We start from the raw sequence: 24,672 nt of genomic DNA on the forward strand, positions 1-24,672 counted from the left end.
TTGACATAATATATGTCAAAGACTGTAATTGACATATATTATTCCGGAAGGATGCGTTGAGATGAAAGAAACAGGAAGCTGGAACAGCTTGAGCTGGAGAGGGCCAAACAAATCAGAATTGCCCGCTTGGCATCCATTCTTCAACAGGGCAATAGCGAAATCGATAAAATAATTGATCAAGTGCTGGATCTTATCGAATCTGGTCATACGGAACAACTTAAACAGTTGCTTAAATAATTGTTTGTTTGCATCAGTATTTATGTCCAAGCTAGCCACTCCCTTTTTACATAACTATGGATTATCAAAAAGTAAAGGGGGTGAGCTAAATGAAACGTATTATCGACTATAAGGCAACAGAACCCCGCCGCACATTTAATGTTGCAATCTCCACACCTATCACTACTTCTCCAACAAGGCTTGGTCTGGCTAGCTTGCGTGTAATGATACCAACGAACTCAAGCAACAATACGGTGGAACTAGTGGCAACGGTAGGTGTTCGCGGAGTAACAGGAATCTCTCAAATTCTGTTCCGGGTTTTCCGCGATGGTAAGCAAATTTTCAGCACACAGTCAGGCATCGAATCCGCGGGATCCGAGCAAAATTATACGGTAAGTTTCCAGGCGATTGATCGGAATCTTGCTGCTGGCACCCACAAATATGTATTAACCGCAGAAAACAGAACAAGTGGCACAAGAGCGGATGTCGTTGGCCCTGTTTCTTTTAGCGCGCTGGTCATTAAGAATTAAGTACTAAGCAGCACCTCTTTAGGAGGTGCTGTTTTGCTTTGAGCAAATCTGCTTTAGTAGGTAAGAAACCTTTGTTATCGAAAAGTAAAGCTAAGATTGCCGGCGTTCGCTAGTTTGGCGCCAGCCGAAGTTGCTAATTACGCATTAATGTTTCCTTGATTGGATAATATATGGCTTAATTGCCGGGTTCTGTCTCCGAGGTTAAAAAGGGACAAAATATAGATAGATTAGGAGTGGTATTCATGCCCAAGCTTAAAGTTGGAATTATCGGTACTGGATTTATTGGCCCGGTGCACGTCGAAGCTGTACGACGTTTGGGTTGGGCTGATATCGCTGCAATTGCGGGAAGCAGTCAGGCTGGAGCGGAACAGAAAGCACGGGAACTGGGGATACCCAATGCCTATGGAGACTACAGGCATATTGTTGAAGATCCAACGATTGATGTGATACACAATTGTACCCCCAATTATTTACACTACGGGATCAACCGCGAGATTATTCGGGCGGGTAAGCATGTTTTATCAGAAAAACCGTTGGCCATGACCAGCGAAGAGTGCGCATCATTACTCCAGCTTGCAAAAGAATACGACGTGGTGCATGCCGTTAACTTCAACTATCGCGCCTATTCCATGGTGCAGCAGGTAAAAGCAAGTATTTCCAGCGGACAGCTCGGAAAAATTAACCTGGTTCACGGAGGCTACTTGCAGGATTGGTTGCTTTATGAGACGGATTACAATTGGCGGCTGGAAGAACGGTATGGCGGAAAGATGCGTGCAGTGGCCGATATCGGCTCTCACTGGGTGGATCTCATTCAATATGTGACTGGCCAGCGCATGACATCTGTATTCGCGGATTTAACGACCGTAATTCCGGTACGTAAGAAGCCAAAAGATAAAAGTCAGACCTTTCAGTCCGCAAGCAGCGACCAGGCAGCCTATGAGGACGTTCCCATATCGACGGAAGATTGCGCTGCCGTTATGTTCCGCATGAATGGAGGCGCATTCGGCATGTTCATTGTGTCCCAGGTGAGTGCAGGCCGGAAGAATCGGTTAAGTTTCGAGGTCAACGGGAGTAAAACTTCTGCATATTGGAATCAGGAGCAACCCGAACAATTGTGGATTGGCCATAGGGATAGACCAGATGAATTGCTGATGGCAGACCCGTCCCTGGTTGACCCGCAGGTTAAGCCTTTCGTGCATTACCCGAGCGGACATAACGAAGGCTGGGCTGACAGCGTGCGCAATACGATGCAGACATTTTACCGTACTGTTCTTGACAGGAAGGATTCTGAAAGCACCAAACATGATTTTGCGACTTTTGCGGATGGTTACCATTGTGTACGTGTTACAGAGGCCATTTTGCACAGCAGTCGAACACAGAGTTGGGTGGATATAGGCGATAAGGAGGATTAATCGTGCAAATTGGGGTACTAACCGTCCTCTACCAGGACAAACCCTTTGAAGAGGCACTTGACATTGTCCAGGAGTTTGGGCTGGAAGCGGTGGAGTTCGGGACAGGAAATTATCCCGGTAATGCGCACTGTAATCCGGCGGCTCTGTTGGAAGATAACAGAAACCTGGAAGCATTTCAGAGGGCTATTGCTAAGCGAAACTTGCGCATCAGCGCACTAAGCTGCCATGGAAATCCGCTGCACCCGCAAAAAGATGCCGCACTGGCATTTCATGAGACTTGGCGCAAAACAGTCCTGCTGGCTGAGAAATTAGAGGTAGGTTGCGTAAACGTGTTTTCGGGCTGTGCGGGTGATTCAGAGCAATCGAAACACCCCAATTGGGTAACCTGTGCCTGGCCGCCTGATTACCTGGAAGTGCTTAATTGGCAGTGGGAACAAAAGCTTATACCCTACTGGAAATCTGAAGCTGAATTTGCGCAGCAACATCATGTGGGCAAAATTGCGTTTGAAATGCATCCTGGTTTTATGGTGTATAACCCGGAAACGCTGCTGCAGCTGCGGCAGGCAGTGGGAAGCTCCATCGGGGCCAATTTTGACCCGAGCCACTTGCTCTGGCAGGGCATCGACCCAGTGGAGGCTATTAAGCTGCTTGGCAGCCATCAGGCAATCTTTCATGCGCATGCAAAGGACGTTTATTTGGATCACACCAATATTAAACGCAATGGCGTATTGGATACAAAACCGTATGGCGACATTGCCAACCGTTCCTGGACATTTCGCAGTGTGGGTTACGGCATGGAAGAAGCGACCTGGAAGCAGATTATCAGTATGCTGCGTGTCGTAGGGTACGACGATGTACTGAGCATCGAACATGAAGATGCTTTGGCGTCAGTGAGGGAAGGGTTTTCGAAGGCGGTGGACATGCTCAAGCGTTCGATCCTTCGTGAAGCCCCCGGCGAGATGTGGTGGGCATAAATGGGATGTGCTTCGGAGGATATGCAGGGTTTGGCTTAAGCAGCAAAATCTCACGTATAACGGCAAATGAGGTGATGATGACATGAATGAAGTTTCAGGTGGCGGAAGAAAGACGGTAATGGGGCTTCCAGCTGAACTAATTTGGGGCTATGTCGCAACTGTTATCTTTATGGTTGGCGATGGACTCGAACAGGGATGGCTGTCTCCGTACCTTATTGAGCGTGGGTTGACCGTCCAGCAATCCGCCACGCTTTTTGCGGTATACGGAGCGGTGTTAGCCGTTGCGTCGTACTTTTCCGGAGTGCTGACAGAAGCATGGGGGCCCCGAAGAGTAATGGCGGCAGGAATGGTGATCTGGCTGGTAGGTGAAGTGCTTTTTATCATCTACGGCATTCAGCGAAATAATTATGCGGTTATGCTACCAACATACGCGATACGCGGGTTTGGCTATCCCTTATTTTGCTACTCGTTTTTAGTATGGGTGACGTACCGCAGTCCGCAACATGTGCTGGCTACGGCAATTGGAATCTTCTGGGCGGCCTGGATTGCGGGAGTAAATGTTATTGGAAGCTACTATCCGGCCTACACGATCCCGTGGATTGGACCTATTGGTACATTATGGAGTGCAGTGATCTGGGTGCTTGTAGGCGGATTGCTTGGCATTTTTCTTGTTAAAGGAAAGGTCAGTGATGAGCCAGCCAATCCCAAAGAAAAGCTCTCAAGTTTAATAAGCGGATTGACCATTTGCATCGAAAAACCAAAAGTGGCACTGTGTGGGATCGTCCGTACGATTAATACAACAGGAATTGGTGCGCTGCCTGTGTTTTTTCCGCTGTACTTATCTTCCCAATATGGCATCAGCACCGAGCAGTGGCTCAAGATTTGGGGGACGATGTGGCTGGCCAATATTGCAGGTGACGTTGTTATCGCGTATATCAGCGACAAATGGCTCGGCTGGCGCAACACAGTCATGTGGATAGGAAGCGTTGGATGTGGCCTCGCTTCTTTAATATTGCTGTATATGCCCGAGTTTTTCGGCCGTAACTTGTGGTTGATTACCCTTGCCGGAATTTTCTATGGGGCGGCTCTTACAGGGTACGTGCCAATCTCGGCTATTGTAACGTCGCTTGCACCGGACAAGAAAGGGTCTGCCATGGCTGTCGTTAGTTTTGGTGCGGGATTGTCTTACTTTATATCGCCCGCCATCGTGGGATCCTTTATCGGTAGCATAGGGGTGCACGGGGTCATGTGGATATTCGCGATTCTTTACTTTATCAGTGCAATATTGATGATCTTCATTAGATTACCGGAGAGTACAGAAGTGCCCGCAACGGAAAACTAATTTAGGGATGCATGATTCTAAAAGGACTTATTTCGAGGAGGAAAATGAGATGAAGGCCGTATACTTCCCAGGAAACAAGCAGGTTGAAGTTCGAGAAGTTCCCACCCCGAATCCTGGCCCACGAGAAGTGTTAATCAGGATGCAAGCCTCCGCGATATGCAGAAGCGACATGAGCTTATATTATGGCAATGCAGACCCGGTTGTCGGGAGTGAAGATGCAGGCAAAGGAACCGTCATACCCGGTCATGAACCGGCCGGAATTGTTGAAGCGGTAGGGCAAGGGGTGACAACCCTTAAACCCGGTGACAGGGTGGCTGTGTACCTGGCGATTGGCTGTATGGCTTGCAGCTACTGCCTCTCCGGATACAGAATGTTATGTGCACAGTGGAAATGTGTAGGGTTCGACGTTCATGGCGGTGATGCCGATTACATTGTTGTACCTGAGATTAATTGCCTGCCGCTTCCGGATACAATGAGTTTCGAAGTGGCGGCTGTTTCGACTGATGCAGTGGGAACGCTCTATCATGCGCAAAAAAGGCTTGGCATCTCCGGGCGCGACACACTCACTATTTTTGGATTGGGCCCAATGGGGATGGCCGGCGTGCTTATAGCCAAGGCTGCAGGGGCCAAAGTCATCGCGGTTGACCTTGTGGACCACAGGCTAGAGCTAGCGAAAGAGCTGGGTGTGGATCATGTCATAAACGGAAAAGAGGCCGATGTCGTGCATGAGATTCTGCAATTGACAAATGGATCGGGTCCTGATGCCGTTATCGATTGCACAGGTTCACCTATCTGCCATAACCAGGCCTTCGACGTTTTACGGCGCCATGGACGGGGCGCGTTTATTGGGGAGGCAAAGGAGACAACAATTAAGCCATCTGATCAGTTTATAAGGAAACAAATTAATGTTATTGGGTCGTGGTATTTTCCGATTCATGAGTGGGGAGAAATCACAGATTTTATTGTGCGTAAACAAATACCTGTTGAGAAATTAATCACTCACCGATTTTCTATCAACGAAGCGGAGAAGGCGTTCCGCATGTTTGATCAACGCAAAACTGAGAAAGCTGTTTTTACCTGGTCATAAAAAGTATAGAAGGAGGACGGACTATGAAGGGAATATCCTTTAACACGTGGGTATATGGCAGTTTTCCAACATGGGTTCCATCTTACACACTTGATAACGTAATCGTGCGGCTATCGGATATGGGGTATGATGCCCTTGAAATTGGCTGTGCAAGCCCCCACGCCTGGCCTGCCTACTTATCAGCCCAGCGCAGACGGGAAATCTCGCAGCTGCTTCAGTCCAAATCATTGAAAGTCTCCAGCATGCTCCCGGCACCAGGAGGTGGGCCTGGCATGAATCCAGCTTCGCCGTTAGAGGAAGAACGAAAGTATACTGTGGAGCACTACAAGGATGTTATCCGCCTGGCGCACGACTTAGAGTGTCCTACTGTCCTCTATATTGCAGGCTGGATTGTGCATGGAACCACACAGCAGCAGGCAAAAGAATACTCGCGGGCGGGGTTGCAGGAAATGGCCGATTATGCAAAAGATTTGAGTGTTACGATTGTCATTGAACCCACTTCGGCAGACAGCAACTTAATCGAGAGTGCAGACGACGCGATTGAGCTGCTTCAGGCCACTGGCCGACAGAATGTAAAACTTATGTTTGATACGTTCCATGTCATGTATCGCAATGAAGTCCCTGTTGATTACGTGGATAAAATGAAAGATAACTTAGCCCACATCCATATTGCGGATTCTGACCGGATGCCTCCGGGGCAGGGGCGGTGCGACTATAAGGGGCTTATCCAGGCTTTGAAAAGGATCGGGTACGATGGGTATCTTACAATGGAGATTGGATTTGACAAACGCAGTGCCGACCCGGACTGGTATGCCCGGACATCGCTTGAGTACCTGCGTGAACTGTGGAAGTAGCCAGCTAATCACCATTAACCGTAACAAAAAAGAAGCACTCTTTATCCCTAATCGGATAAGCGTGCTTCTTTGTTTTGATGCATAAGGCAATGTGATTACGTCAAGGGGTAACTCTAGCCGATAACCTTCCTTACCAGTTTAAGCATGAGTCTGCGCGCCGGTGTCATTCTAACTTTTACTCTCATCTGAAATTTCCCCCTTACTAGACATTCCTTGATGAAAAGCCTCCGTAAAAAACTAATAATTTAGTATATGGAGATTCATCCGGTTTGGTGCAGGGTTTTTTTACATTATTCCTGCTGGGCTTGTGCCTCAGACTGATTGTTCACCATGAATGAGTTATTTTGCACAGCCATTTGATTCCCTTGCATTTGATTCGTAGGGTTCATCGATGGCCTATTAAAGACGAGATTGCCCGCCTGCATGCCAACTACCCGTGCCACTTTATCTCCAACAAGGCCGCCAACGACAGAGCCTATAATCGTTCCAATTCCCGGCAAAACAGCAGATCCGAGAATGCCGCCATACTCCATCCCAGCATAGACGCCTGCTGCAACGGTGACATTGCGGGTTGTATGGGCCGCATACTCTTTTGTCGACATTTGGCCATTGCGTAAGGCATTTGTATCCTGCATCTGGGACAAACCGCCTGAGATGACACCAGCCCATAAAGACGTTCCTCGATTCATTCCTTCAACTCCCTCCATGTCATGTTCAATCAAACCCGTTTTTGCAAAATTTAGTTGTGTACCTGGTTTAGCACAAGCTTGCACAACCGGTTCACCATCGCCAAATTTTAGAGAAGGAAATCCACGATAAGAGGTTTAACTTGTTTTCCTTTCCTTTTGTCTTTATCATGTCAAAAAACTCGCGGAAGAATACTTCCCATCTTTTTCCTATATCATCTTTGCTGATTTGCTTGTTCAGCACCATTGTAACGCTTACGCTAAGTGCCTCCCTCAAATGAGCAAACGCCTGTTGGAGGTGGTGGTCCACCTTCTGCACTTCCATATGCTACTCCTCCAGTCAATAAATTTCTTTCTCTACGCGCTTTTTTAATCGTTCAAACTGTGCTTCCGCTACAATATCTTCCAATTCTTCTTTCATCCTGCGCGTAGTTGTACGCAAGCCTGACCAGGCTGTGGCTGTTGTTTTTGCCCCGATGTTGCCCGCCTCTCTAATAATTGGCAGGAGAACGGGAGCAGCGACAAGCAACGCAGCGCCGACAACAACTCGTTCAATGTTTACGTTCATGATGTCCCCTTTCCTTAAGCCGCCTGCACAACAGGCATGGATAATGGAGGCTGCAAGCCTGCCGTACGTTTAATTAATGGTTTGGACAGCAGGCTTACTGAACCCCCTACAAGTAATACTTGAAGCAGTTGATGAAGCTGCAGCGGCGCCGTATGGAATACCTGCGCGATTCCGGGCACATAAATCACCGAGAAGAATGCCAGCCAGGAGATGCCTAAGGCACCAATGAAGAATTTATCCCGAATCCATTGGGAGAACGGCTGCCCTTTCTCCTGCCTCCATGAAAACGTCTGGATTAACTGCCCGGCGACTAGCGTAGCGAAGGCCATCGTTCTGGCTACAGGCAGCGATGCACCCATCGATAAGCTGCTCGCGAACAGTGCAAGCGCTCCAATGGCAAGAATGCCTCCTCGGACGATAACCTTTTTGTAGAGGCTTCCGTCCACAATATCCTGTCTTTCTGTTACGAGTTCTTTATTACCAGGATTAACGGCCAGCACTGCTGCCGGGAGCGCATCTGTAAGTAAATTCATTAACAGGATTTGCACCGGAACGAGCGGAATGGGGAGACCAGCAATGACAGCTACGCTGCTGACAATAATCTCAGCCAAGTTTCCGGTTAGTAGGCACCCAATCGCATTTCGAATGTTGCTGATGATGGTGCGGCCCTCTTTTACGCCATCGACAATGGACCCGAAGTGGTCTTCTTTTAATACCATGTCTGCTGTTTGCTTTGTTACTTCGGTGCCGGTCTTACCCATGGCGATGCCCACATCTGCTTTTTTAATCGCAGGTGCATCGTTTACACCATCGCCAGTCATCGCTACAATCTGCCCTGTTTTTTGATAGGCTCGTACAATCCGCAGTTTATGCTCTGGCGAGACACGCGCGAAAATGGAAACAGTAGAAACTAGTCTTTCCAATTCTTCATCATGCAACTCATTTAACTCGGAGCCTGTAAGCACCCGGTCACCTTCACGGTAGATGCCTAACTGGCGCCCGATCGCAATAGCTGTAATCGGGTGGTCCCCTGTAATCATGACAGGTTTGACACCCAGCTGCAGGGCTTCTACGATCGCCTGCGCTGCCTCGAGTTTTGGCGGATCGATCATGCCAACCATGCCGACATAGATTAGGCCCTGGTCTTTGGCCTGTTCGCACGTTTCAGCTTGGTCAAGCGGCCGGTATGCAAACCCCAGTACACGAAGAGCATCCGCAGCAAATGATTCATTTTGTTTAAGAATTTTTTCGCGAATTTCCTGCGTTAACGGATAGGTTTTGCCTTCCTTCTGATAGAAATCACAGCGCTTTAGCGTTGCTTCAACCGATCCTTTCGAGATGATATAGCATTCATCTTCTTTATCCGCTTCATGGCAAATGACGCTCATGGTACCGTGGTAAGAATCAAACGGAATTTCCCGTTTGCGTACCCAGTGTGATAATTGGTCCGGATACATACCGCCTTTACCGCCAGCAATGAGTAAAGCCCCTTCAGTAGGGTCGCCTTTTATGGACCATCTGCCTTCTTCCTGGTTGACTTCACTGTTATTGCAGAGCACCCCGATACGAATCAGCTGTTCGATATCTTCATTAAGAGGGGAGTTCTCCTTGCTCTGATGGATAATTTCTCCTTCTGGCGCGTATCCCTCGCCCGTAACGGTCCATTCTTCATTAACGGTTGCAATCCGGGTCACAGTCATTTCATTTTTCGTCAATGTTCCAGTTTTATCCGAACAAATAACGGACACGCGCCCTAGTGTTTCGAGTGCGGATAGCCTTCTAATGACGGCGTTTCGCTTGGACATTCTGCGGATGCCGGCGCTTAAAGCGATCGTAATCGTCACCGGTAATCCTTCTGGGATGGCGGAGGAGATCAGCGCTACGGATGTGGAGATCATTTGTTGAATGGTATTTCCCCGCAATAATCCGACACCTAACACGATGGCGCCGACACAAAAGGCACCCTTAACAAATTTCTTGCTAATGGATGTGACCCGTTCCTGAAGAGGGGTCATTTCATGCTCTTCGTCTTTTAACAGCGAGCTTAGATAGCCAATCTCCGTGTTCATACCGGTGTCCACGACAACACCCGTCAGTTTTCCCCGCGTGATATTGGTCCCCATGTACACCATATTTGTCCGATCAGCGAGCACAGCAGCAGCGGGTTGTACGCCCGCAGCCTTCTTTACAGCCATAGATTCCCCGGTCAATGCGGATTCATTGACTTCCAAATTCCATTCGGACAGGATTCGGATATCGGCGGGCACCAGATCTCCTGCTTCCAGTACAACCAGATCGCCTGGCACCAGTTCTTCAGAAGATACCTCTTGCTCGCTTCCGGACCGAATGACTTTGCAAATCGGAGGCTGGAATTGATTTAATTCCTCCACAACCTTTTCGGCCTTTTGTTCCTGGATGGTACTTGTTACTGCATTGGCAACTAGTACGGCTAACATGGCTACGCCGTCGAAAATATCCCCTGAGACAAACGAAAGGCCTACCGTACTCAGCAGCACCAGATTCGTAAATTCCTTAAATTGTTTAATCAATCTAACAAACCACGGAGACTTTTCCATCGTTTGAAGGCGATTTAAGCCGACAATAGCTTGAAGTTGCTTGATATTGCCCGTATCTAAACCGCTTTGCTTATCCGTGTGCAGCTGCGCCAGCAATTCCTGATCAGAAATTGCATGCCACGCCATATCCTGTTTCTTTGACACGGCTGTGCTGCCTGCGAGTTTTTCGCCTTTTAGCCTGGACGTTTTATTTTTTAGCTGACTTGCGCTTCTGCTAATCCATAATAATTTCACAACATCAGCGATCAGGTTCGCGAAAGGAGCAGCAATTCTGCCGGGTATCACCAGCGCGGTCCCTGCTGCATTCCATAAAGCTGTCCACTTACGATGTTGCTTTGTAAGTTGTTCCGCTTTGTCCGCGCATTCAAGGGCGTTCTTAAGATCACCCAATTCATCAATGTGAATGGTGCCATTTGGTTGCCCGGATGCATAGCGCTCAGCTGTGACCATTAAATAGGGCACGTTTTCCTGCTGCATTTGAGCCAGGTGGTCTGCTGTAACGAGCAGGCTGGCTTGTGCTTCTGCACCGTGGTTGCTCAAAACGCCAATGGAGTCCCTTAAGAAACATACCCGCCGATCCGGAAATTGCTGAAGCGCATTTTCAAGATCCACCGCATATTTTTTAGGCGTATAAGGGGCTGCGTATGAGATGATACCAAGGCATTTTCCCTGTGAGGCGAGAAAATAAACTTGTTCCCCCCGCTTCTCAAGTGCTTTTGCTTCGAATTCGTATTCATCAAGCGGAATTTTGTGCTTTTGCATGCAACCTTTTGAACCGAACAGCACATCCTGCCGGTTGATTTTTCCGGTAATTCCTTCTTTTGTTTCTTTAAGCTGATGGACCGATCGTTTGGTTCGTTTTGCATGATCGGTTTTGGCGAGAATCGTTTGTTTTAACGGATGATTGGTTTTCTCAAGGAGATTGGCGGCGAGATGCCACACGTCCGATTCGTCCTCCCGGGTGGTACAATGAAGCACTTCTTCTTTTCCTGAAAATAACAATTCGGTATCTTCTACAACCAGTTGTTTTGACTCAGCTATCTGGCATAACGTAGCGCTTGCAGGGAGTGGCAACCCTTGTTCTTGTGCGCGAAGTTCTGCTGTCTTCCACGTATATTCTTCCGCTGCCAGGCAAGGCATTGGATTGGCCGCAAGTAAAACCCCAAGCGCGACAAGCGGGCTGCGTGTCAGTAGCAGGCTGGCGGCTGCCACACCAAATCCCAGCTTGGTTACACGGTTTGCGTACGTTTTGGTTTGGGTTGTTAAATACAACGCCGGATCTGCATCAGTCTGTTCCTGCTTATCACGTTGCCATCTCAAATACTGAATGGCGCTAATGCTAGCTAATACAACTAAATTTTCCCGGACCAAAGCGAAGCTTAACGCTGCGGCTCCTAACACAAGGTCTTCATTAATGCGCCTTTCTCTGGAAAACCGCTCAAAACCCTTCTTGAAAATGGGGTATCCACTTAGAACGGAAAGAATGCCAGCCGCAGAAAAAAGCCCCACGTGGTGAGCCAGTGGTGATTTTCCCATCAGGAGCTGTTTGGCTCCCAGCACACCTAAACCAACGACGGAAGCGGTCAAAGCCAGCGGAAGCCTTTCTTTCTTCTCTGGCTCCTCTACAGGGACCGCACGAAATTGTTCTGGAATTTCTGCTGCTTCAGCTGCATCCATGTCGAAAGTGAGAGTGGTTGCGGCTTCTTGTACAGCTTGTTCATCCATGCTGAGTCTGCATTCGGGGTGCTGCTCCATATAATAGGCCTCTTCTAACCGCCCAATCTGCTGACACAGTGTTTCCGCTGACACCTTCGCTGTATCATACGTAAGCAGTACTCTGCCTGTAGAAGGAGAGGCCTTAAGGGTGACGCTGCACATGTTTTCCTGAAAAAAGTTTTCTATTCTATGGGCAAAACTCGGATTTGCTTTTAATCCATAAACCTCTATCCGCAATCTGCCAGGCAAAGAGTGGATAAATCGGTTTTTAAACGCAATAAAGGCCAATTTTTTATCTCTCCCCCTTCTCTCAAGCTCGAAATGATATCGTGTAGTATGTGTTAGGCCGGGAAAAGATATACGAATTCGCTTCTATGTATAAAAAGTAAGGAATACATGCAAAATGTTTTTTACTAATGTTTTTAAGGAGGATCATGATCATGTTTAACAAGCTGCTTCCCAAATCGCCGTGGGGCATCGCATTAACGACTGCGGCTGTTGTCTTATATGCATCCCCTGAAACACGAAAAGCTGTTCGCAAGGCTGCCGTTAAAGGGTTGTCTGCTATAATGGCCCTGACGGAACAAATTAAAGAAAGTGCTTCTTCCATGCGCAATGAAGTTGCAGAAACAGCCAGGGAGGAGAAGGAAGTAGATAGAACAGACCATACCAGAGGCATCATGGCCTCTCCGTTAACTTATAATACAAACATTGCACCGGAGGACTTCCTGAAGAGGACGGAGCCGTTAAATGTAATAAATGATGAATTTTTAAAGAAACAGGCCATTAGAATCCCTACGAAACTTCATTAAAGGTACCGGCAATTCTAGTCATCGGGCTAGGTTTTGGGTATTATCTGGAAAGAGGGACATTTGAATACCGATAGGAAAGGTAGTTAACCATGGAGGAACATGTTAGATCACCAGAGGTGGATCTCGATAATCCCGATTATTACATTAACCGTGAATTAAGCTGGCTGGCGTTCAACCGAAGGGTGTTAGAAGAGGCTCAAGACCAAAACAATCCGGTACTTGAAAGATTGAAGTTTATTGCCATAACCAGTTCAAATCTCGATGAGTTCTTTATGGTGCGGGTAGCTTTTCTGAAAAATCAGGAGAAGCACTCGATTACCACACCTGAGAATAAAGCGCAGATGACGCCGAAACAGCAGCTTCACGCCATCTCCCGGGAAGCCCATAAACTTGTTGCCCATCAATACCACGTATTGCAAAATGACATTATGCCGCTGCTTGCTGAACATGGAATTGTTTTTCTCAAACCCGAACAGTTAAACCAGGAACAGACAAGGTTTGTAAACCGTTATTTCTATGACCACATCTACCCGGTCCTCACGCCAATGGCAGTAGACGCCAGCCGTCCTTTCCCGCTCCTGTTAAACAAAAGCGTGAATTTAGCCATTATGCTTGAAAGCGAGAAACAGGGGAAAAGCAAGACTTTATTTGCTGTTGTGCAGGTTCCTTCTGTTCTTTCCCGCTTCATTAAGCTGCCTGACGAAGAGGGAACAGCGGCCTTTATCCTGTTAGAAGACGTGATCTGCCACTATGCTGACTTCCTCTTCAAAGGAAATCGCATTCTTTCGGTGCAGCCGTTCCGGATTACGCGCAACGCTGACATCACGCTGGATGAAGAAGGGGCAGAGGATCTATTAGAAGAAATCCAGGAGGAACTCAAGAAGCGTAAATGGGGATTTACCGTCCGGTTGGAAATTACGCATGAGATGGACGATTACATGAAGCACATTCTTCAGGAATCTCTGCAGATCGAAGAAAGCGACATCTATGAAGTAAGCGGGCCGTTGGATTTAACTTTCTTTATGAAGTTTTCGTCGCTGCCAGGCTACCGCCACCTGCGGTATGTGGACCTCAGGCCGCAGCCTCCAGCCGATTTTATCGGGGAGAATAATATTTTTGAGGCCATTGCGAGCAAAGATATCCTTGTGCACCATCCATATGAATCATTTGATCCCGTGATTCACTTTGTAACCCAGGCGGCAGACGATCCGAACGTGCTCGCTATTAAACAAACGCTATACCGTGTAAGCGGGGATTCACCCATTGTCAATGCCCTTGCTAAAGCGGCGGATAACGGCAAGCAGGTCACCGTGCTTGTGGAATTGAAAGCGCGCTTTGATGAAGAAAGAAATATTGAGTGGGCAAAAAAACTGGAGCAATCAGGCTGCCATGTTATTTATGGGTTAGTCGGGCTAAAAACTCATGCGAAAATTACACTGATCGTAAGGCAGGAAGGCGATAAACTGATCCGTTACGTGCATATGGCGACCGGTAACTACAACGATTTAACAGCCCGGCTGTATACCGATCTTGGCATGTTCACATGTAAGGAGAATTTTGCTATTGATGCCTCGTACTTATTTAATCACCTGTCTGGGTATTCCAAGACACCTAAGTGGAAAAAGATAGCGTCTGCTCCGAAAGGGCTGCGAAATAAGCTTCTTGAGCTGATCGACAATGAAATTGCGGGCAGTACGCCGGAAAGCCCCGGCCATATTATTATCAAAATGAATTCTTTAACGGATAAAAAGCTCATAAAGGCCCTTTTCAAAGCTTCAGCGGCTGGTGTGCAGATAGATATGATTATTCGCGGCATTTGCTGTTTGCGCCCTGGTATTCCAGGGGTGAGTGAAAACATCCGGGTTCGCAGCATTGTCGGACGGTTTTTAGAGCACAGCCGCATTTATTACTTCAAAAATAGCGGCGATGGACAAATTTTCCTCTCTAGTGCAGACTGGATGACACGAAACATGGAACGGCGTGTTGAGATTCTCTTTCCGATTGAAGCGAAGCGGTTAAAGCAGCGGTTGAAAGATATTCTGGTGGTTTATTTGCAGGATAATATAAAGGCCAGACAGTTGAACACTGATGGCTCGTATACACATGTTGTCCCTGCTGAGGGGGAGACGCGTGTGAACAGCCAAATTCATTTTCATGCGCTTGCGGTAAAACGTGCGAGAAAAGGCATGCGCAAGGCATACAATAGACGGTTGAAGCCGAAAACACATGTATAAGTGTTTGTACTATACACCCCCCCATCTATTCTTCACGATCCCCTTTGGCACAAAGCAGGAGGAAGACTTGCTGCTGCGTCATACAAGGGGATATTTTTTTTGGTATCCAAATGTTTATCTTCTCTTTACATTAGTTTTACAATTTTTCATTATACTTACTAATGATATAGGAGAAATAAATAGGGAAGGATGTGCCATACCTGGGCTTCGTATCGGACCCGGTTCCATTATGCAACTATTTATTGAAGCAGTGATGAAACGTTCGGTTCTTATTATCGTATCGATTTTACTAATTTTGGGTTGGGGTGGAATGTCTGCTTATCAGATGGAACGCGATTATCTGCCCCCTATCAATAATTCTGCGCTTATGGTTAGTGTTCAGGCAGACCATTACCAGGCTGATCAAGTGAAAACAAGTATAGCGGGTACAGTAAACCAGGCAATAAGAAATATAAAAGGGCTGCAGTCGGTGGAGTCAAATTCTTTTAATGGCGGCTTGCTCTGCAGCCTATACTTTCCATATAACTATGATATGGAAAAAGCGGAAGGCGAGCTGACACAGGCGTTAAGCAGTCTTGCGCTGCCTTCCGGTGTACACAGGCCTCTTGTCACCAGGTTAAGCACCAGTTCCTTCCCCATTATGAGGGTAAGCCTTATAGGCGACGGGGGCCAGGCGGCAGAGAATACGCTTCGTACGTCCACTCAAAACGATGTGGTCAATGAACTTAAAAGTGTGCCTGGGGTAGGGGACATACGCGTGAGCGGTGCAGGAAGTAATGGATTTGTGATGACAGTCCGCATGAAGGATCTGGAGAAGGCCGGACTCACGTTAAACGACGTCCAACGATCCCTCACGTCCTCTAACACGGTGTGGCCACAGGGCAATATCGTCAGCTCGTCTTCTGTCCGGGTCACGGGCTGGGGGGTTAGTGAGCAAGATGTAAAACAAACAGTGATTCATGGTGCCAACGGCAAAGCGATTCCTCTTTCAGCCGTAGCGGATGTATCTCCATCCATGGTTGACCTGCAGACCATTTCGCGCACGGATGCTAAGCCGAGTGTAATCCTAGATATTCTGAAAAATCCTTCGTCCAACATTATGGACGTCTCGGACCACGTGCATCAACGCATTCAGCAGCTTCAGGGTAGCCTGCCACAAGGCATTCATCTCGCGATTGCGTTGGATCGCGGTGCGGACGTTCAGTCCTCGCTTAACGGTTTGATTCGGGAAGGGCTGTTAGGCTGTGTATTTTCAATGCTAAGTGTCTTTTTGTTTCTGAGAAATGTACGGGCTACTTTATTAATTGCGCTATCGCTGCCCATTTGTCTGCTGACTACGACTGCTGTACTGAAAGGGATGGGTATTACGTTAAACATCCTTACTTTATCCGGGTTGGTGGTGGCGATGGGGAGGGTTGTGGATGATTCGATCGTCATTCTTGACAATATATACCGAAGAATCCAGGAGTCCGACCGTAAAATCAATCTTCATGACTTAGCGGGAGCTGTTCGGGAAATGATGCCCGCAATTGTATCATCAACGGCAACGACAATTGCGGTGTTCCTTCCTATTTCGTTGGTTGGAGGCATTATTCAATCCAGCTTTTCGGCTTTTGCCTGGACGGTAGTGATTGCGTTAGTTGTATCGCTTCTCGTTTCAATCCTCGCCGTTCCAGCGATGGCTCGTGTAGGGTGGCGGGAATTTCAGGTACATTCAGCTACCGTTGAACCTATGGTCAAACGACTATTGCTGTGGGCTTTCCCGCGTAGAAAATGGATCTTTGCTTTAAGCTTGGTCATTTTTGCGGGAACGATTATCGAGGCTGCCTCTTTTCCTGTTAATGTGCTGCCCACGAGTGGTCCAGGAGGAATCACCATTAAGGTAGCGTTGCCCGAGGGGAGTTCTCTATCGGCCGTTGATACCGAGGTGAAAAGGGTAGAGGATTTGCTAAAATCGAATCCACAAATTGACACCTTCTCTTCTGCGCTTGGTTCCTCCTTTATTCCACAGTTTGACGATGTATTTGATGCGGGGGGAGGGTGGATCCAATCTCCAACGGAAGCCAATGTCGCTATAAAGGTGAAGCCTAGCGTCAATGTTGATGCACTCATTGCTGATTTGCAGCATCAATTAACAGCTCATAGCAGCCAGGCCGTGTACACTGTGACCAATCAAAATATTTCAGGCGATGACTCACAGCTTAAAGTGGTGTTGACAGGAGCAGATGCGCGCACGCTTGATAACACTGCCCGAATGATACAGAGTAAATTGCAGCTGGTACCGGGGTTGAGCGTGGCAGGTGCTGAAAATGACAAAGAAACGAGTGTGTCGTACCATCTCTCTCTTAACAAGGATGAAATTCAGCGTACGGGGATTAAAGTAGACGACATTTTAAACAGGATTCAGCCCTATCTGTCACAGGGAACCAAGCTGGATGGTTTGGTTGATGGGCAGCATGTGCCGTTCACATTGAATACGGATGTGGATGCTGTTGCAAAACGAACAGGTAAAGATGCCTTTGCGCTCTTGGCGAACGAGACCTTTCAAACAAAGGGTGGCAAAACCATCTCCTTACAAAAACTGGTCTCTCCCGCTCCTGGGAATGAATTGTCGGTATATCGGGATCGCGATGGGCAGCCTTTTGCACTCGTTACCGCCAATATCATTTCGCCGGATGTGGCGAAGGTAACCCAGCAGGTGCAAGATGTTTTACAGGGCATATCGCTTCCTAAAGGGGTAAATTATTCGTTCGGAGGCATCTCGCAGCAGGTGCAGCAAATGATTATGGGAATTGCCATCGCGTTGTCGATTTCTGTGGTGCTCGTTCTGCTGATTGTGGCTGCGGTATTCCGCGGTTGGAAGGCTCCGCTCTCCGTTCTCTCATGCATCCCGCTCTCAATTATTGGATCGGTGTGGGGGATGGCTCTCTTCGGAGAGGTCTGGAACCTTGCCGCATTGATTGGCATTTTAATGCTGGTTGGAATTGTAGTGACCAATGGTATTGTCCTTGTAGATAAAATAGAGCGCAATATGGCAGGCGGAATGGTTCCGGAAGAAGCCATTTTACAAGGCACCCTGTCCCGGGTGCGCCCTGTCCTGATGACCGCATTAACCACTGTATTAACGTTGCTGCCGGTTGCTCTTTCTTCCAGAACGGATACCGTGGTTTCCCAAACCCTCGGAATCGTGGTGGTTGGAGGAATGATCAGTTCAACCTTTATCAGCCTGCTTCTGATTCCTGTGCTTTATAAATGGATGTACAAAAAATCATCAGCTTCTTCGTCTGAGCCGGTACCTGTTTCCGGTAGAAAGCGGGATATCAAAGCCTTATCATAAAGTGAAGGCAAAAAACCACAGTGATTGGTCACTGTGTTTTTTTGTCTTAAGGGGTAGCTTTTTTAATGATTTTAACGCGCGAATTTGATTAAATGAGTGTAACAGGGAACTTAAAAGGAGGGTAACAGATGTTTTCAAATTTTGACCATTTAGGAGTAGCGATCAGAAGAATAGACGATGCATTGCCCTTCTATACAGAAATCATGGGTGGTAAAGTAACAGATCGCTATACAAGTGACGCGCCTGGAGTTGAGGTGCATGTGGCCGTAGTGGCAGTAGGAGGGATGACAGTAGAATTGCTGGAACCAACGAATGAAAACTCGCCCATTGCTAGATTCATGAAAATAAAAGGGCCGGGCGTACACCATGTTGCCTATCGCGTGGAGAATTTAGACGAGGCCATTCGGGAGGCAAAAGAAAAGGGAGTTAGGTTCATGGAGGAAACGCTTCGCACTAACGTGAGGGGGAGACGCCTTATATACATCCACTTGTCATCCAGAAGCAGTGCCATTGTGGAATTATGCGAGTACCCAAAGTGAAAAGATGAGAAGATTCGGGAAGGATATTTCCGTCAGGGCTGTAATAGTTTAGTACATATAGAAATTTCATTTTTGTTGGGAGTGATCGCTAAATGAAAGCAGTACTCGTCACGGACTTTGGTGGGCCTGAAGTGCTGAAATATATGGATGTAAATACACCTTCCCCAGGCTCAAACCAGGTGCTCATTCGTGTTGCGGCAACGAGTGTGAATTTCGCTGATATTAAATCGCGCCACGGAAACTATCATGGAACAGGGCAGCCTCCCTTTATTCCTGGATTGGACGTGGCAGGTGTGATCGAGAAGATCGGCTCAGGAGTCAAGCATTTGAAAGTTGGACAACGGGTGATTGCTTTCCCGAAAAACGGCTCGTATTCAGAGTACGTGGCTGCAGATGAGAACCTTACCTTTGCGATTCCGGATAACGTAGATTTTGACACAGCTGCGGCCTGTCCCATTGTCTCTTTTACGGCATACAAGCTGCTTGCGGATGTAGCAAGGCTTCAAGCTGGTGAAACGGTTCTTATTCATGCCGCCGCAGGTGGGGTAGGGACCACCGCGATCCAGCTGGCGAAACTATTAGGGGCGGGCCAGGTGATTGGAACAGTGGGCAGTCAGAATAAGGCTGCAGCAGCTTTAGAGGCCGGCGCGGATCATGTCCTTTGTTACAGTCAGGATGATTTTTCTGATAAGGTAAACCAACTAACCGATGGGGAGGGGGCAGATGTCATTCTGGACTCTATTGCCGGGTCTGTCTCAGAGAAAAGCTTGCATTGCCTGGCAATTTACGGGCGTTTGGTAAACTTCGGGAATGCCAGCGGTGAGGCCGCGCAATATCACTCAAATGATCTGCATTCGAGCTGCCGTTCTGTTCTTGGGTTTAGCCTGGGCACCACACGGAACAGACGGCCCTATTTGTTGCAGGATGCCGCTGTTCAGGTGCTTAACTTTATAGCGGATGAGCGTTTAAGGATAAAAGTCGGACGGCGGTTTCCGCTTGAAGAGGCTGCACAGGCGCAACACTGGGTCGAAAGCAGACAAAGCGTAGGAAAAGTGCTGCTGGACGTGGCCAAATAGTTCGGACATCAAATAAAAAAACGGTATTCATCTTGGTATTTTTTAATACCGGAACGAATACCGTTTTTATTCGATTGGATTCATAGCTCTCTAAATTTCATCTTTCTATTGACTTCGCGGAAAAGAGAGGGAGATCTTACAGACTTTGCCTTTAACTTGTATCCCACTCTGTCATAGGAAGCGAAAGGGTTTCATAAGATTGCCCGGCTGTCCACACTGGCAACGCTATCATGTCGCTTTCATTCTCGAAAGCTATCTTCGGCCTAACAGCAAGCTCATGGGTGTTGTACCCTATATGTGGGCTAACATCACTGTGTATGGCAAAGGTCTTGTTGATCACGCTTATGTGAGGGGAGGTTTGCTGCTGCTCGCAAGGCTCGTCCGTTTGTTGCGAACCAATTATTTGGAGTGTACCTTCTTTATAGTAAGTGAAAACTTCCATTTCAAGGTTGGTGTTCATCGTTTATTCCTCCCTGTCATGTTTGGTGATCACGTTCAGCGAAAGCGGCGGGCTAGCAGCGTGTCCTTTGTTCATTTGCTATCGAATACCTTCGTTTCCATTCTTGCCTTTATCCATATGCATCCTTCTCAGCAGAAGCTTTCAGCAGTCGTTTCGCTGACTTTATCTGCTTTCTGAGCCTTCTTGATAGCACGGATGAGGAGTCGGGAAACAATTGCACATTTATCGTAGAAGCCGCAGCGGCAACGTTTTTAATTGTCAGCTTTCCAAAATGTCTAATGGTCAAAGGAAACACCATTAATAGGGATGTAAGTATAAATAAAAATAATTCATGGTATCTCATAAGGCATTTGTTTAGAAGCCAGTTCATTTTCATTGCATGTACCATGAGCTTCATCCTCCTTATTTAAATTGAACAGGATCCTTCTCTATGTCCAACGGCGTGATCAGCTTTGCTTGTGGTAACTTGTGTTTTAAGTATAAGGCAATAGGCAGAATTTTTGTATAAAAATTGTCCGACAATTCACACAATAAATCGCACAATCTTGTTGGATTGCGCGATTTTTGTAATAAATTATGATAGGTAGATTAGTTTGGTCGTGATCCCGAAAAACCCTATTTGGGCTTGATAGACGAGTGAATAGTCCGCCCCGGCTACATCGGCCGGAGACGGTCGCCTTTCCTACAAACGTTATCTCACTCGAACATCCTCATAATTTGCAGTATCATTCCACATGGCATCAAACTCATCATCCCATTGTTTTGCCAAACTTGTATCGTGGACAACCATCAAAACTTCATCGTTATATTGGCTGGCTGCATTCGTATAATTAAAGCTGCCGGTAGTAAGTGTCTTACTATCTGCAATCGTAATCTTCAGGTGCATGAGACCTTTGTGATTGTTCTCCTTAACGGGTATGCCGGCGGCCAGGATCTTGTGTATGGCTGCAGCTTGCGATTTGTTGTGCGTGGAATCCCGATCTGTAATTAACCGAACTTTGACTCCCCGTTGCTTGGCACTAACGATACTGTTTACGATTCCTTTTTCTGTGAGGCTGTAACAGGCGATATCCAGCGATTGGTTGGTTGAATCCATGACCGATTCAAGTAGCTTATCTGGCTGTTGATGCGCCCGGGTAAAAGCGTATTGTATCGCATTTGAAGTGGCCGCCGATCCGCTCGACGGTTGGCTCGCTCCGCTGTTATTTGGCCCATTTGCGCCAGCTTGTGAGCATCCCGCAAGTGAACCGGAAAGAAGTAACAAGCATGCTACCTTTATGTATTTTTTCATCATGCATCACCTTTCATATTCGTAACTTGAATTCAGCAGGGTATCTATCTTATTCTATATCAACCAAATTCGGTCTCCAAGTGATTCTGTTTTACCGGATATGATTTATTTCAAAAGTAAACTGCCAGTCCGGTTCTAACAAATGTCAGATTTGTACATTCAAAGCTCCAGCTTCTTTTCAGGCGGACGGCCTGGGTTTTTTTAATTGCATATTAGGAGTATCATAATAAAGTACAACAAGGCAGTATACAAATGGGAGGATTTTATGATGAACAGCATTCAATTAGAAGCACACCCGCGCACCATATTGACCAAAGGCGAACGCAACCGTCTGCGCAGAGAAGGTCATGTGCCAGGCGTTTTATATGGTAAAGGAACAGAAGCACAAGCGATCTACATCACCGGTAACTCGTTCAGACAGGTAAATGGCCACGGCAACATTCTTGTTGATGTGAATTTGGAAGGCGAGCATGTTTCGGCCATGATTAACGAAATTGCCTATGAAATAATGAAGCACCGTCCGTTGCACATCGACATGCACGCCGTCAACTTGAACGAGCCTATAAACGCCGAAGTGCCGGTTGTGCTAGACGGCCTGCAAGTGGTGGAAAGCAAAGGTGCCATCGTTCAGCAACAAACGCGTGAAGTCGCAGTACGTTGCTTGCCAACTAACGTTCCGGAATCGATCACACACAACATCGCAAACCTCGCTGTAGGCGACACCATGCACGCGGGCGATTTGACACTGCCTACCGGTGTGACGCTGCATACCGATCCGGAAGAAGTGATCTGCACCATCACCGAAGTGAAAAACGCCACTACGGATACGGAGATCGAACCGAAAGAGCAGCAGCTGGTACACGACACCGAAGGCAAAGGCGAATAAGCGAACATATAAATCTCAGCTTCTTTTTCAATAAAATAGCACCACAATCAATAAGAATCAAATAACAAAAAAGACCCAACATCTTTTAACGATGTTAGGGTCTTTTTTGTGCGCCCCGCATGGGTAATATAAATAGCAATGTTATTCCTCATTATGGGGATTTATAGAAAATAGTTAAGATATATTGTATTTTTAATCAATTAATTTTATTATTATACAAAGTAGTTCGTCTGTAATAATTACTTTTAAAGAAGGTGTATGAATAGAAAAGCAGTGCAAATTGTGGGTAGAAGACCGTATATTATTAAATTCGAGTACGATATACAGAAGGGGAACAGTTAATTGATTAAGCTAATTGGAATTCTTGTAGTGGCACTTGGATTTGCATTTCGGTTTAACACACTACTGGTTGTGATGGTATCTGGGATTGTCACAGGGCTGGTGGCGGGCATGTCCTTTAATGATATCATCGAATTGTTCGGGAAATTCTTTATTGATAATCGTTATATGTCTCTCCCTATTATTTTGACACTACCTGTGATTGGGGTTCTTGAGCGTTACGGTTTAAAAGAAAGGGCGGAGATGTTGATACAAAAAGCAAAAAACGCAACAACAGGTCGTGTGCTGTTGACCTACTTGTTTATCCGTGAGGTGTTTGCAGCAATAGGTCTTAACATTGGGGGTCATGCACAGACTGTACGCCCATTAGTGGCACCGATGGCGGAAGGAGCCGCAGTAGGACAATTTGGTGAAATTTCAACTAAGACAAAGAATGACATCAAGGCATATTCTGCTGCGGCTGAAAATACAGGATTCTTTTTTGGGGAAGATATCTTCATTGCTACAGGCGGCATATTGCTGATGAAAGGCTTCTTTGATTCAATTGGTATGAATGTTGAAATATGGAATATGGCACTCTGGGGAATTCCCACTGCAATCACGGCTTTACTTGTTAGTTGGTTTCGTTTCTATAGGCTGGATAAGCGAATTGCTAAAGAAGCGGGTGCTGCCTTCTCCAAATCGAATGCTGAGGATCAGGTGAACGTAAAGGAGGCACAATAATGCATTTAGTTACCCTTGATGCCATTTACTATTTACTTGGTATTATTGTTGCCTTTGTTGCCATACGGGTAGCACTTGATAAGAACCATCCCAACCGTGTGGGTTCAACCGTTTTCTGGAGCATCTTCGCTATTACATTTTTATTCGGAAACCAAATTCCGCCACTTTATGTAGGTTACCTTGTATTGATTATGGTGGTCATTGCCTCTCTCGGCAGAGTAACAAAGTCAAATAAGGAAGAGGCAGATATTGAAGAGCGTGAAAGACACGCACAGCGATTAAAGAATACAGTTTTTATTCCAGCACTGTTTATCCCTGTTTTTACGATTATTGGTACCCTAACACTTGATAAAATCCACTTTGGTTCGGTTTGGCTTGTTGATCCTAAAAAGGTAACGATAATTGCCCTGGCAGTAGCAACGATTATTGCATTTGTAGCGGCACTACGTATCACTAAAGCAAAAGCCACTGTTCCTTTAAATGAAGGGAGTCGTCTGCTTCAAGCGGTCGGGTGGGCTGTTATACTCCCGCAGATGTTGGCAGCACTTGGAGGTATTTTTGCTAAATCAGGAGTAGGCAACGTGGTTTCTGGAATTGTTGGAAATCTTCTCCCGACCCAGTATTCGTTTGTTGCAGTAGCGGCTTATTGTTTGGGCATGATGCTGTTCACTGTTGTGATGGGCAACGCCTTCGCTGCATTTGCAGTAATTACTGGAGGAATCGGAGTACCGCTAATCGTGCACATGCATGGTGGAAACCCGGCGATTATGGCTGCCCTAGGTATGTTTGCAGGCTATTGTGGAACGCTGATCACACCTATGGCGGCGAATTATAACATTGTTCCTGCAATGCTTTTAGAATTAAAGGACAAAAATGCTGTTGTTAAAGCACAAATACCTACAGCAATTCCAGTGTTTATTATTAACATGCTGTTGATGTATTTTCTTGTGTACCGTTTTTAATATTTTGTAACAGTAAACCGGTCATTCACTCTTTTGATGGTGAATCGCCGGT

General features: G+C 46.8%; 22 protein-coding genes. 14 read left to right on the forward strand and 8 right to left on the reverse strand.

The genetic code is table 11. The annotated features are described in order from the left end of the window. Positions 1-15: 15 nt before the first annotated feature. Complete coding sequence (locus PP175_RS01315) at positions 16-267, reverse strand: hypothetical protein (RefSeq protein ID WP_272441105.1); 252 nt, start codon at positions 265-267, stop codon at positions 16-18. Positions 268-326: 59 nt separating this feature from the next. On the opposite strand from PP175_RS01315, the gene PP175_RS01320 reads away from it, so the two are divergent. From PP175_RS01320 to PP175_RS01345, 6 genes are all read left to right on the forward strand, one after another. Next, positions 327-746, forward strand: a complete 420-nt coding sequence (locus PP175_RS01320; RefSeq protein WP_272441106.1) for an exosporium protein C — start codon at positions 327-329, stop codon at positions 744-746. A gap of 242 nt (positions 747-988) precedes the next feature. Then, positions 989-2,158, forward strand: coding sequence for a Gfo/Idh/MocA family protein (locus PP175_RS01325; protein ID WP_272441107.1), 1,170 nt, complete (start codon positions 989-991; stop codon positions 2,156-2,158). A 2-nt stretch (positions 2,159-2,160) separates the two neighbouring features. Next, positions 2,161-3,132, forward strand: a complete 972-nt coding sequence (locus PP175_RS01330; protein WP_272441108.1) for a sugar phosphate isomerase/epimerase family protein — start codon at positions 2,161-2,163, stop codon at positions 3,130-3,132. A gap of 82 nt (positions 3,133-3,214) precedes the next feature. Continuing rightward, the gene (locus PP175_RS01335) at positions 3,215-4,474 is read left to right on the forward strand and encodes an MFS transporter (RefSeq protein WP_272441109.1); all 1,260 of its coding nucleotides are present in this window, start codon (positions 3,215-3,217) and stop codon (positions 4,472-4,474) included. A gap of 49 nt (positions 4,475-4,523) precedes the next feature. Next, entirely contained in the window at positions 4,524-5,561 is a 1,038-nt protein-coding gene (locus PP175_RS01340; protein WP_272441110.1) for a zinc-dependent alcohol dehydrogenase family protein, read from the forward strand. Between the two features lie 23 nt (positions 5,562-5,584). Further along, complete coding sequence (locus PP175_RS01345) at positions 5,585-6,415, forward strand: sugar phosphate isomerase/epimerase family protein (protein WP_272441111.1); 831 nt, start codon at positions 5,585-5,587, stop codon at positions 6,413-6,415. Positions 6,416-6,705: 290 nt separating this feature from the next. On the opposite strand, the gene PP175_RS01350 is transcribed toward PP175_RS01345, so the two are convergent. The 4 genes from PP175_RS01350 to PP175_RS01365 all read right to left on the reverse strand — a co-directional run bounded on the left by PP175_RS01350 (position 6,706) and on the right by PP175_RS01365 (position 12,249). Then, a complete protein-coding gene (locus PP175_RS01350) occupies positions 6,706-7,104 on the reverse strand; it encodes a hypothetical protein (RefSeq protein WP_272441112.1) in 399 nt (132 codons plus the stop codon). 91 nt (positions 7,105-7,195) lie between these two features. Continuing rightward, the gene (locus PP175_RS01355; protein ID WP_272441113.1) at positions 7,196-7,426 is read right to left on the reverse strand and encodes a hypothetical protein; all 231 of its coding nucleotides are present in this window, start codon (positions 7,424-7,426) and stop codon (positions 7,196-7,198) included. A 15-nt stretch (positions 7,427-7,441) separates the two neighbouring features. Beyond that, positions 7,442-7,669, reverse strand: a complete 228-nt coding sequence (locus tag PP175_RS01360) for a DUF5132 domain-containing protein (protein WP_272441114.1) — start codon at positions 7,667-7,669, stop codon at positions 7,442-7,444. 14 nt (positions 7,670-7,683) lie between these two features. Then, the gene (locus PP175_RS01365) at positions 7,684-12,249 is read right to left on the reverse strand and encodes an HAD-IC family P-type ATPase (protein ID WP_272441115.1); all 4,566 of its coding nucleotides are present in this window, start codon (positions 12,247-12,249) and stop codon (positions 7,684-7,686) included. Positions 12,250-12,401: 152 nt separating this feature from the next. On the opposite strand from PP175_RS01365, the gene PP175_RS01370 reads away from it, so the two are divergent. From PP175_RS01370 to PP175_RS01390, 5 genes are all read left to right on the forward strand, one after another. Beyond that, positions 12,402-12,773: a hypothetical protein gene (locus PP175_RS01370; RefSeq protein WP_272441116.1), complete on the forward strand. Its 372-nt coding sequence runs from the start codon at positions 12,402-12,404 to the stop codon at positions 12,771-12,773. A gap of 89 nt (positions 12,774-12,862) precedes the next feature. Next, on the forward strand, positions 12,863-15,007 hold the full coding sequence (locus PP175_RS01375; protein WP_272441117.1) for an RNA degradosome polyphosphate kinase: 2,145 nt from the start codon (positions 12,863-12,865) through the stop codon (positions 15,005-15,007). A 67-nt stretch (positions 15,008-15,074) separates the two neighbouring features. Next, the gene (locus PP175_RS01380; RefSeq protein ID WP_272441118.1) at positions 15,075-18,344 is read left to right on the forward strand and encodes an efflux RND transporter permease subunit; all 3,270 of its coding nucleotides are present in this window, start codon (positions 15,075-15,077) and stop codon (positions 18,342-18,344) included. A 128-nt stretch (positions 18,345-18,472) separates the two neighbouring features. After that, complete coding sequence (locus tag PP175_RS01385) at positions 18,473-18,883, forward strand: VOC family protein (protein ID WP_272441119.1); 411 nt, start codon at positions 18,473-18,475, stop codon at positions 18,881-18,883. A gap of 92 nt (positions 18,884-18,975) precedes the next feature. Further along, complete coding sequence (locus tag PP175_RS01390) at positions 18,976-19,959, forward strand: quinone oxidoreductase family protein (RefSeq protein ID WP_272441120.1); 984 nt, start codon at positions 18,976-18,978, stop codon at positions 19,957-19,959. A gap of 151 nt (positions 19,960-20,110) precedes the next feature. Here the strand turns inward: PP175_RS01390 and PP175_RS01395 are convergent, their stop codons facing one another. The 3 genes from PP175_RS01395 to PP175_RS01405 form a co-directional block, all read right to left on the reverse strand. Then, positions 20,111-20,419 (reverse strand): hypothetical protein, encoded by a 309-nt coding sequence (locus tag PP175_RS01395; RefSeq protein ID WP_272441121.1) that lies wholly within the window; start codon positions 20,417-20,419, stop codon positions 20,111-20,113. A gap of 109 nt (positions 20,420-20,528) precedes the next feature. Next, complete coding sequence (locus tag PP175_RS01400) at positions 20,529-20,807, reverse strand: hypothetical protein (RefSeq protein ID WP_272441122.1); 279 nt, start codon at positions 20,805-20,807, stop codon at positions 20,529-20,531. 303 nt (positions 20,808-21,110) lie between these two features. Continuing rightward, complete coding sequence (locus PP175_RS01405; RefSeq protein WP_272441123.1) at positions 21,111-21,713, reverse strand: phospholipase D-like domain-containing protein; 603 nt, start codon at positions 21,711-21,713, stop codon at positions 21,111-21,113. Positions 21,714-21,975: 262 nt separating this feature from the next. On the opposite strand from PP175_RS01405, the gene PP175_RS01410 reads away from it, so the two are divergent. The 3 genes from PP175_RS01410 to PP175_RS01420 all read left to right on the forward strand — a co-directional run bounded on the left by PP175_RS01410 (position 21,976) and on the right by PP175_RS01420 (position 24,620). Then, positions 21,976-22,596: a 50S ribosomal protein L25 gene (locus PP175_RS01410; RefSeq protein WP_272441124.1), complete on the forward strand. Its 621-nt coding sequence runs from the start codon at positions 21,976-21,978 to the stop codon at positions 22,594-22,596. Positions 22,597-22,938: 342 nt separating this feature from the next. Next, positions 22,939-23,658: a DUF969 domain-containing protein gene (locus tag PP175_RS01415; protein WP_272441125.1), complete on the forward strand. Its 720-nt coding sequence runs from the start codon at positions 22,939-22,941 to the stop codon at positions 23,656-23,658. Beyond that, entirely contained in the window at positions 23,658-24,620 is a 963-nt protein-coding gene (locus PP175_RS01420; protein WP_272441126.1) for a DUF979 domain-containing protein, read from the forward strand. The genes PP175_RS01415 and PP175_RS01420 overlap by 1 nt, the downstream gene beginning before the upstream one ends. Positions 24,621-24,672: the final 52 nt, after the last annotated feature.

It is taken from the genome of Aneurinibacillus sp. Ricciae_BoGa-3, from assembly GCF_028421645.1.
In the GTDB taxonomy this organism is placed as follows: Bacteria; Bacillota; Bacilli; order Aneurinibacillales; family Aneurinibacillaceae; genus Aneurinibacillus_B.